This window comes from Novosphingobium sp. 11B (genome assembly GCF_054589055.1).
The window spans coordinates 1-8,359 of sequence record NZ_BAAILP010000247.1; the positions used below are offsets into that span (position 1 = coordinate 1).

The 8,359-nt window shown below is 66.1% G+C and carries 11 protein-coding genes; 2 read left to right on the plus strand and 9 right to left on the minus strand.

Features of this window, described 5'->3' with window-relative positions:
• Nucleotides 1-171: 171 nt before the first annotated feature.
• The gene (locus ACYPYD_RS21930; protein WP_069708942.1) at nt 172-1,107 is read left to right on the plus strand and encodes an NAD(P)-dependent oxidoreductase; all 936 of its coding nucleotides are present in this window, start codon (nt 172-174) and stop codon (nt 1,105-1,107) included.
• Nucleotides 1,104-2,795: an amidohydrolase gene (locus ACYPYD_RS21935; protein ID WP_459665502.1), complete on the plus strand. Its 1,692-nt coding sequence runs from the start codon at nt 1,104-1,106 to the stop codon at nt 2,793-2,795. The genes ACYPYD_RS21930 and ACYPYD_RS21935 overlap by 4 nt, the downstream gene beginning before the upstream one ends.
• Nucleotides 2,796-2,847: 52 nt before the next feature.
• Here ACYPYD_RS21935 and ACYPYD_RS21940 read toward each other — a convergent pair whose 3' ends face one another.
• From ACYPYD_RS21940 to nagZ, 9 genes are all read right to left on the minus strand, one after another.
• On the minus strand, nt 2,848-3,351 hold the full coding sequence (locus tag ACYPYD_RS21940) for a hypothetical protein (RefSeq protein ID WP_327195121.1): 504 nt from the start codon (nt 3,349-3,351) through the stop codon (nt 2,848-2,850).
• Between the two features lie 91 nt (nt 3,352-3,442).
• Complete coding sequence (locus ACYPYD_RS21945) at nt 3,443-3,757, minus strand: type II toxin-antitoxin system RelE/ParE family toxin (protein WP_008829341.1); 315 nt, start codon at nt 3,755-3,757, stop codon at nt 3,443-3,445.
• Between the two features lie 13 nt (nt 3,758-3,770).
• Nucleotides 3,771-4,028 (minus strand): ribbon-helix-helix domain-containing protein, encoded by a 258-nt coding sequence (locus tag ACYPYD_RS21950; RefSeq protein ID WP_008829340.1) that lies wholly within the window; start codon nt 4,026-4,028, stop codon nt 3,771-3,773.
• Between the two features lie 76 nt (nt 4,029-4,104).
• The gene (gene tatC / locus ACYPYD_RS21955) at nt 4,105-4,935 is read right to left on the minus strand and encodes a twin-arginine translocase subunit TatC (RefSeq protein WP_008829339.1); all 831 of its coding nucleotides are present in this window, start codon (nt 4,933-4,935) and stop codon (nt 4,105-4,107) included.
• A 22-nt stretch (nt 4,936-4,957) separates the two neighbouring features.
• Nucleotides 4,958-5,371, minus strand: coding sequence for a Sec-independent protein translocase protein TatB (gene tatB, locus ACYPYD_RS21960; RefSeq protein ID WP_008829338.1), 414 nt, complete (start codon nt 5,369-5,371; stop codon nt 4,958-4,960).
• A gap of 20 nt (nt 5,372-5,391) precedes the next feature.
• Nucleotides 5,392-5,634 carry a twin-arginine translocase TatA/TatE family subunit gene (locus ACYPYD_RS21965; protein ID WP_008829337.1) on the minus strand — a complete coding sequence of 81 codons (243 nt, stop codon included), beginning with the start codon at nt 5,632-5,634 and terminating at the stop codon, nt 5,392-5,394.
• Between the two features lie 109 nt (nt 5,635-5,743).
• Nucleotides 5,744-6,373 (minus strand): SMC-Scp complex subunit ScpB, encoded by a 630-nt coding sequence (gene scpB, locus ACYPYD_RS21970; RefSeq protein ID WP_459665505.1) that lies wholly within the window; start codon nt 6,371-6,373, stop codon nt 5,744-5,746.
• The gene (locus ACYPYD_RS21975; protein WP_036525975.1) at nt 6,370-7,173 is read right to left on the minus strand and encodes a segregation and condensation protein A; all 804 of its coding nucleotides are present in this window, start codon (nt 7,171-7,173) and stop codon (nt 6,370-6,372) included. The genes scpB and ACYPYD_RS21975 overlap by 4 nt, the downstream gene beginning before the upstream one ends.
• Before the next feature lies 1 nt (nt 7,174).
• Nucleotides 7,175-8,185, minus strand: a complete 1,011-nt coding sequence (gene nagZ / locus ACYPYD_RS21980) for a beta-N-acetylhexosaminidase (RefSeq protein WP_008829334.1) — start codon at nt 8,183-8,185, stop codon at nt 7,175-7,177.
• Nucleotides 8,186-8,359: the final 174 nt, after the last annotated feature.

Genomic DNA, 8,359 nt, shown 5'->3' on the forward strand with positions numbered 1-8,359 from the left:
CCCGGACTTGATCCGGGACCGCTGGCCATGAACAGCCCACCCATCGGCGGGGTGGCTTGCCGAATGGCCCATTCCTAAAGATAGCCATCGGTCCCGGATCAAGTCCGGGACGACACGAGTTTCGCTACCTTCGCCGGTTTGCTTTTGGCCAAAAGGCGCTAAGAACGGGCCATGACCGAAGAGACCGCCTCCGAAGCCCCCGCCGCCCCGGCCGTACCCCCGCGCAAGGTCTCGATGATCGGCCTCGGCACCATGGGCGGCGCGATCGCGCGCCACATCGCGCAGGCCGGGCACGAACTGACGATCTACAACCGCACGCCCGAGCGCGCACGCAAGTGGCGCGACGCCAACCCCGGCCTCGCTCACCGCATCGCCGCCAACCCGGCCCACGCGGCGCAGGACGCTGACGTGGTCATCACCTGCGTCGGCAACGACGACGACCTTGCCGACGTCGTGCTCGGCCCCAACGGGGTGTTCCGCATGCTCAAGCGCGGCGGCACCTTCATCGACCACACCACCGTCTCGGCACGCATCGCCCGCCAGATCTCGGTCGAGGCGCGCGACCTCAAGATCCACTGCGTCGACGCGCCGATGACCGGATCGCAGATCGGCGCGGAGAACGGCACCCTCACCCTGATGTGCGGCGGGCGCGACGATGCGCTCGAAGCAGCACGGCCGATCATGGAGAGCTACTCCAGCCGCATCGTCCACGTCGGCAAGGCGGGCTCGGGCCAGATCGCCAAGATGGCCAATCAGATCTGCATCGCCGGCAACGTCGCGGCTTTGGCAGAGGCGGTGCGCTTCGCGCAGGCCTCGCACCTCGACATGGACAAAGTCTACGAGGCGATTTCGGGCGGCGCCGCGCAGTCGTGGCAGATGGACAACCGCTGGAAGACCATGGACGCGGGCGAATTCGACTTCGGCCTCGCGATCGACTGGATGCGCAAGGATCTGGGCCTCAGCCTTGAGGAAGGCCGGGGCCTGGGCGTCTCGCTGCCGGTGGCAGCGCTGGTCGATCAGTTCTTCTCCGACGTGCAGGCCACGGGCGGCGGGCGGCTCGACACGAGCGCCATCATCAAGCGGCTCCCCCAGAAGGGTAAATCGTGAAGTCATGGATTGCGGCAGCGGCCACGCTGCTTTCGGGTACGGTGCTGGCATCTGCGGCGCTGGCCGACGTGCTGGTGGACAACGTCGAGGGCGTCACCCCTGACGGCAAGGGCGGCGTGGAGCGCTTCGAGGGCTTTCTGATCGACCCGCAGGGCAAAGTCGCGCAAGTCTTCCACAAGGGCGACAAGCGGCCCAAAAAGGTGGACTACAAGGTCGACGGCAAGGGCCGCATCCTCGTGCCCGGCATGATCGACGCGCATGCCCACGTCATGGCGACCGGCTTTGCGAAGATGACGCTGGACCTGTCGATGGCGAAGTCGCTCGACGAGGCCCTTTCGCGCATCGCCGCATGGACCGCCGCGCATCCCGAGGCGCCGTGGATCCTCGGCGGCGGCTGGAACCAGGCGAGCTGGGGGCTGGACCGCATGCCCACCGCCGCCGAACTCGACACCGTGACCGGCGGCAAGCCCGCCTGGCTCACCCGCATCGACGGGCACGCGGGCTGGGCCAACTCCGCCGCGCTGGCCGCTGCGGGCGTGACCGCCAGCACCGCCGATCCGGCAGGCGGCGAAGTGCTGCGCGTCGCGGGGTCGAAGGCCCCGGCGGGCGTGCTGGTCGACGCCGCCACCGCGCTCGTCGAGAAGAAGCGCCCCAAGCCTCGCCCCGAGGATGCCGACACCGCTTTCGGCGAAGCGCAGCTGCAGTTCCTTGCCGCGGGCGTCACCACCGTGGCGGACATGGGCACCTCGATCGAGGACTGGCAGACCTTCCGCCGCGCCTCCGACAAGCACCAGCTGCGCATGCGCGTGGTCGCCTATGCGGGCGGGATCGAAGCGATGACGCTGATCGGCGGCCCCGGCCCGACACCGTGGATCGACGACGACCGGCTCAAGATGAACGGCGTGAAGCTCTACCTCGATGGCGCGCTGGGTTCGCGCGGGGCGTGGCTCAAGGCGCCTTATGCCGACGATGCCGCCACCAAGGGCCTGCCGCAGATGAGCCAGACCCAGCTCGGCAACCTGATGAGCCGCGCGGCGATGGACGGCTTCCAGGTCGCGGTCCACGCCATCGGCGATGAGGCCAACGCCACCGTGCTCGATTCGATCGAGGAACTGTCGCAGACCTACAAGGGTGATCGCCGCTGGCGCATCGAGCATGCCCAGATCGTCGACCCCGCCGACATCCCGCGCTTCGGCCGCAACGGCGTGATCGCCAGCATGCAGCCGCAGCACGAAGCCTCCGACCGCGTCATGGCCGAGGCGCGCCTCGGTCCGCAGCGGCTGGCGGGCGCCTATGCATGGAAGTCGATCGCGGCGGCGGGTGCGAAGCTGGCCTTCGGCTCCGACACCCCGGTCGAGCCCGCGCATCCCTTCGAGGGCCTCGCGGTGGCGATCAGCCGCACCGGCGCCGACGGCCAGCCCATGGGCGGCTGGCAGCCGCAGGAGATCCTGACCCGCGAGGCGGCGCTGGGCGCCTACACCACCGGCGCGGCGTACTCGCTGTTCGCCGAGGACCGCCTCGGCCGCATTGCGCCGGGCATGCGCGCGGACTTCCTGTTCGTGGACGAAGACCCGATGACCGCCGCCCCGCAGGCTTTGCGCGGCACGCATGTGCTGGAAACGTGGATCGGCGGGCGGCTGGCATGGTCGGCCGCGCAGGACGGCGGCAAGGCGGGGGTGCGGCGGTAACCTTCAGAGCGCTACAGACAGCGGACTGCGCTCAAATAATAATTCTGACTTTTTAATATAGATCATCGTATCGATCTCCCGATACAGCGAACGTTGCCTCGAACGGCGAAAGCGTAAGATCTGTTTTACAAGTTGCGCAATGGACAGTCTCGCCTCCGTTATGCTTGGCCTTGACGTGTAAAATAGATTTTTTCCCATTCTCGAAGCACGTTGTACAAATTCGATGAAAGGGTTCCGTGGATCGGAAATCGGCTTTCAAGTCGTATGTGAAGGCACCGAGAGGCGATTGAGTTAATTGATAGCGCAAGCGCTCATCGTCCCATCGCGCCCGAACCGCAAGCTGTGCTCGCAACCCTTCAATTTCGCTGCGCAGTTCTGACATTTTTTCACGATCGGCCAACGTGGCCTGCTGTGCATCAAGCAACTGCCGCAGTATATCCACTATAGCGAGCTTGATATCCGTTTCGGAATTGAGAGCCGCTACACCCCGTGTCATGTCTATCGCGGCTTTAATTCCGTCATATGCGGCTTTAGCTTCTGCAATTCCAACCATCATTCCCTCGTGGAAAACCCGTAGCCATAATTAGACGGTGATCGAGGCAGGTCGCCATAGCCCCAACTTATTTTCCACATTCTCACAGCACCGATTAAATTCGATCATCCTCGCGAAAGCGGTCCATCAGGTGCATCCGTTCGTGAAGGATGGTGACGATGCCCACCGTAGCGTCACCAAGCAGCCTCCAGTAGACGTAGTGGTGCTCATGACGGCAGTAATAGCCGTCCACGCCGAATTCGACCGGAATGGCGCGCCATGGCTGGTCGCACCGCGCGATCCGCTCGAAGCAGGCGAACAGGCCGCGAATGTAGGCTTCCGCCTGCGCCTCGCCCCATGTGTCGCGTGTATATACGAAGATTTCGTCGAGCCGCCGGCCAGCGATCGCGGAGACCGTGAAGCCGGCCATTTCAGCCGCCATCTCAACTGGGGCGATTGCGTGCGATCACCGCTTCCGCATCCAGCGAAGAATAACTCGATTCGGGCGCGGCGAACGCCCGGTGCAGTTCGGCTTCGAGCCGCTGGAACTGCTCCGCTTCGAGCCGCGCCTTGTCGCGTCGGATCAGGTCGCGGACATATTCGCTGACGTTTTCGTAGGAGCCATGCTCGCCCACGTTGGCGGCCACGAAGTCGCCCAGCGCGCCGCCGATCCGGACATTGAGGGTCATGGGCTTGTTCATCACACGCACCTTTCGCCCCAATATAGTGGAATATCGAGGACGCTGGCAAGCGAGCCCGGCGTCACTCCGCCGCCCATTACTCCGCCGCAGCGTGTCCGGCAGCCTTGGCGGCTTCCTCGACGGCTTTTTCCTCGCGCGCGCGGTCCTTGGCGTCGCGGCGTTCGGTGAACCACATCAACACCAGCGTGCCCTCGAACAGCAGCAGCAGCGGCACCGCCAGCAGCAGCTGCGAGACGACGTCGGGCGGGGTCGCCACGGCGGCGACGATGAAGATACCGACGATCGCATAGCGCCGCGCGCCCACGCACTGTGCGCGCGTCACCATGCCCGCCCGGTTGAGCAGCATCAGCAGCACCGGCAGCAGGAAGCTGATCCCGAACGCCAGGATGAACTGCATCACCAGCGCGAGGTAATCCCCCGTGCCCGGCAGCGCCTCCAGCTTGAGCCCGCCCTTCTGTCCCTCGAACGTGAGGAAGAAGTGGAACGCCGTGGGCATCACCACGTAGTAGGCCAGCGCCGCGCCCATCGTGAACAATACCGGCGTCGCGATCAAGAAGGGCAGGAACGCCTTCTTTTCCTTGGCGTAGAGGCCGGGCGCCACGAACTGCCAGATCTGGTTGGCGATCACCGGGAAGCTGACGAAGAACGCCGCGAACATCGCGATCTTCACCTCGACGAAGAACGCCTCGTAGAGCTTGGTGTAGATCAGCTTGCCCTGTCCGGGCGGGAACGCCTCGGTCAGCGGGCGGACGAGGAAAGCGAAGATGTCGCCCGCGAAGTAGAAGCACACCGCGAAGGCCAGCGCGAAAGCCATGAAGGCGCGCAGCAGGCGGCCCCGAAGCTCGATCAGGTGATCGAGCAGCGGCGCCTGGGTGTCGTCGATATCGGAAATGCGGAAGGGCTGCATGGTTTCTGCCTCAAGCCACGGATCAGGGCGGCGGGGGAGGCAGGTGCAGCTCGGCCTGCCGGTTTTCGGTCTTCACCTCTGCGGATTTCTCGGGCGCGTCATCGGCAACGGGCGATACCGCAGGTTCAGGCTGCGAAAGGGCAGGTTCCGAAACGGCGGGCGCCTGCATGTCGTCGGCAGTAGGATTCATCGAGGGGAGCTGCGGGCTCGCCTTCATGATGGCCTCGTTCTGCTCGCGCCACTTGCGCTCCATTTCCTCCAGTTCGGCCTCGCGCACCATGGCGTCGATGCCGGACCGGAAATGGTTCGACATCTTGCGCATCTTGCCGATCCAGCGGCCAGCCGTGCGCAGCGCCATCGGCATGTCCTTGGGACCGATGACGACGACCGCCACGATGACGATCATCAACAGTTCGGATGCACCGACGTCGAACATCCCCGATCAGCCCCGAGCGCTCAGGCCTGTTCGTTCTTCACTTCGGTCGCGGTCGGCGCCGGATCGGCCTTCTGCGACGAGATCTGGGCGGCGGGAGCCGAGGCTTCCTGGGCCTTTTTGGCCTCTTCCTCGTTCATGCCGTCCTTGAAGCTCTTGATGCCCTTGCCGAAGTCACCCATGATTTCCGAAACGCGGCCGCGTCCGAACAGCACGAGCACGATCACGAGAACGATCAGCCAGTGCCAGATCGAGAAGCTACCCATAACCTCAACTCCAAAAGCGCGGTCGATTCCGACCGGTCATAGGGGGCATGTAGGCGCTTTGATGCCAAGTTGCCAGCCCGTCATGGTTATGTCCTTCACCGGTCGCACGTCAGTCATCTTCGGAATCCGCGTTGTCCGGTATGCGAGGATTCTTGCTGCCCAGCGCCGTCTCGATCATGTCCTCGTCAACCGGGTCGAGCAGGCCCGCCGCGCGCAATTCGTCGATGCCCGGCAGTTCCTTCAGCGAGCCCAGCCCGAAGTGGTCGAGGAACGCGGGCGTCGTCGCATAGATGACCGGCCGCCCCGGCACCTCGCGGCGACCGGCGACGCGCACCCAGCCCGCCTCCATCAGAACGTCGAGCGTACCCTTGGCGGTCTGGACGCCGCGGATCGCCTCGATCTCGGCGCGGCTGACGGGTTCGTGGTAGGCGACGATCGCCAGCACCTCGGTAGCGGCGCGCGAGAGACGGCGCACGTCTTCCTTCTCGCGGCGGAGCAGGTGCGCGAGATCGGGCGCGGTCTCGAAATGCCAGCGCCCGCCGCGCTCGACGAGGTGGATGCCGCGTCGCTCATAATGGCGCTGCAGATCGGCGAGCGCATGGCGGACCTCGCCGCCCTTCTCGCCGAAACCGAGGTGGAGCGCGACCTGATCCGCGGTAAGCGGTTCGGTGGAGGCGAAGAGGGTCGCCTCCACGGCACGCAAGACGTCGTCGGGCGCGCTTTGGACGTCTTGTGTCACGTTTGAGTGCCTTTGAGTGCCCTTAGGCGCAGGGGGCCATACGTCTCGTCCTGCGCCAGTTCGGCCTTGCCGGTACGGGCCAGTTCGAGCGCCGCGACGAAGCTCGAAGCCAGCGCGGAACGGCGCAATTGCGGGCTTTCCCAGCTGCCATGCGCTGCCGGAAGGAAGTCGCGCAGTTCCATCCAGTCGATCGCCACGCCGAGCATCGAGGCGACCCGGGCGATCGCGGTGTCGAGCGTCATCACCATCCGCTCGCGCACCATGTGCACTACCGGCTGTGAGCGGATTTTCACGTCGCCGTAAGCTCTTACGAGGTCGAACCACTCGACCTGCCAGCGCGACTTGCGATCGACGCGCAGGCCCTCCGGAGCCCCCCGTTCGAACACATCGCGGCCCAGCCGGTCGCGCCCCATCAGCCGCGCCGCAGCCTCGCGCATCGCACCCAGGCGCTGCAGGCGCATCTGCAGGCGCAGGGCCATTTCCTCGGGGCTCGGGTCCTCCTGCTCGTCGCGCGGCAGCAGCAGCGCGGACTTCAGATAAGCCAGCCACGCCGCCATCACGAGGTAATCCGCCGCCAGTTCCAGCCGCAGCGCCTCGGCCTCCTCGATGTACGTCAGGTAGGCATCGACCAGTTCGAGGATCGAGATGCGCAGCAGATCTACCTTCTGCCGCCGCGCGAGGTCGAGCAGCAGGTCGAGCGGCCCTTCCCAGCCGTCGATCTCGAGGTACAGCTTGTCGGCCTGAGCGCCCTGGCGGTCCTCGCCGTCCCAGTCGTCGAAGAGGCCGGGAGTGCTGGCCACGTCAGGCCGCCCGCAGCGCCAGCAGGGCGTCGCGCTTCGCCAGCAGTTCGGCGTGATCGGCCGCTGTCGCGGGGCCGGTTCCGGCCAGCGCATGGTCGAGACGGGCGGCGGTTTCCTCGGCCATGACCGGCAGGGCTTTGGCGATGCCGACCATGTCGTCCATCTTCGCCCAGCAGTTGAGCGCGATGTCGCAGCCGGCCGCGATCGCCTGCGCCGCCAGTTCCGGCACGCTGCCCGAGAGCGCCTGCATGTCGAGGTCGTCGGTCAGCAGCAGACCCGAAAAACCGATGGTCTTGCGGATGATCTCACCAATCACGAAAGGCGAGAGGGTGCCAGGGTTCTCGGCATCCCACGCGGTATAGCGCACGTGCGCGGTCATGCCGATCGGCGTCTTGGACAGCGCGCGGAACGGGGCGAGATCGCGTTCCAGTTCCTCGGCCGAGGCAGTGACGGTGGGCAGTTCCTTGTGACTGTCCGCCATCGCGCGGCCGTGGCCGGGGATGTGCTTGATGCAGCCCGCGACGCCCGAGCGTGCGAAACCGTCGAGAATCGCGCGGCCCAGCGCCGCTACCCGCATCGGCTCTGCACCCAGCGCGCGGTCGCCGATGACGTCGTGGGCTCCGGGCTGACGCACGTCGAGCGAGGGGTGGCAGTCGACGCTGACGCCGACTTCGGCAAGGTCAAGGCCGAGCGCCTGCGCATTGACGCGCGCCGCCTCAATGGCGCTGGCGGGGGCGAGATCGTAGAGCCGGTCGAAGGCTTCGCCGGGCGGGTAGGCGCTCCAGGTCGGTGGCTTCATTCGCGCGACGCGGCCGCCTTCCTGGTCGATGCAGACGAACAGGTGCTCGCGCCCGTGGATGGAGCGCAGTTCGTCGGTCAGGGCGCGGACTTGCGCGCGGCTTTCGACGTTGCGGCCGAACAGGATGTAGCCCGCCGGATCGGCGTCGCGGAAGAAGGCGCGTTCGTCGTCGCCGAGGGTCAGGCCGGAGAGGCCGAAGATTGCCGGAACCATGCGTGTTTTGGTCGCAGAATGGCGGCGGTTTCGCAAGAATGGGGGACGATGCGGGTGTGGATGGTGTGATGCCCACCCCGTCCGGCCAGGCGGTAAACCGCCGAGCCTGCCGGCCCTCCCGCCTGCGGGAGGGCGATCCTGTGTTGCTCCCCTCCCGCTTGCGGGAGGGGCCGG

Coding starts and splice junctions, on each gene's coding strand:
- tatB (WP_008829338.1), bottom strand. CDS start 5,371: ATGTTCGACGTCGGTGCATCCGAACTGTTGATGATCGTCATCGTGGCG.
- nagZ (WP_008829334.1), bottom strand. CDS start 8,185: ATGGTTCCGGCAATCTTCGGCCTCTCCGGCCTGACCCTCGGCGACGAC.
- tatC (WP_008829339.1), bottom strand. CDS start 4,935: ATGCAGCCCTTCCGCATTTCCGATATCGACGACACCCAGGCGCCGCTG.
- ACYPYD_RS21930 (WP_069708942.1), top strand. CDS start 172: ATGACCGAAGAGACCGCCTCCGAAGCCCCCGCCGCCCCGGCCGTACCC.
- ACYPYD_RS21950 (WP_008829340.1), bottom strand. CDS start 4,028: ATGAACAAGCCCATGACCCTCAATGTCCGGATCGGCGGCGCGCTGGGC.
- ACYPYD_RS21945 (WP_008829341.1), bottom strand. CDS start 3,757: ATGGCCGGCTTCACGGTCTCCGCGATCGCTGGCCGGCGGCTCGACGAA.
- ACYPYD_RS21940 (WP_327195121.1), bottom strand. CDS start 3,351: ATGATGGTTGGAATTGCAGAAGCTAAAGCCGCATATGACGGAATTAAA.
- ACYPYD_RS21965 (WP_008829337.1), bottom strand. CDS start 5,634: ATGGGTAGCTTCTCGATCTGGCACTGGCTGATCGTTCTCGTGATCGTG.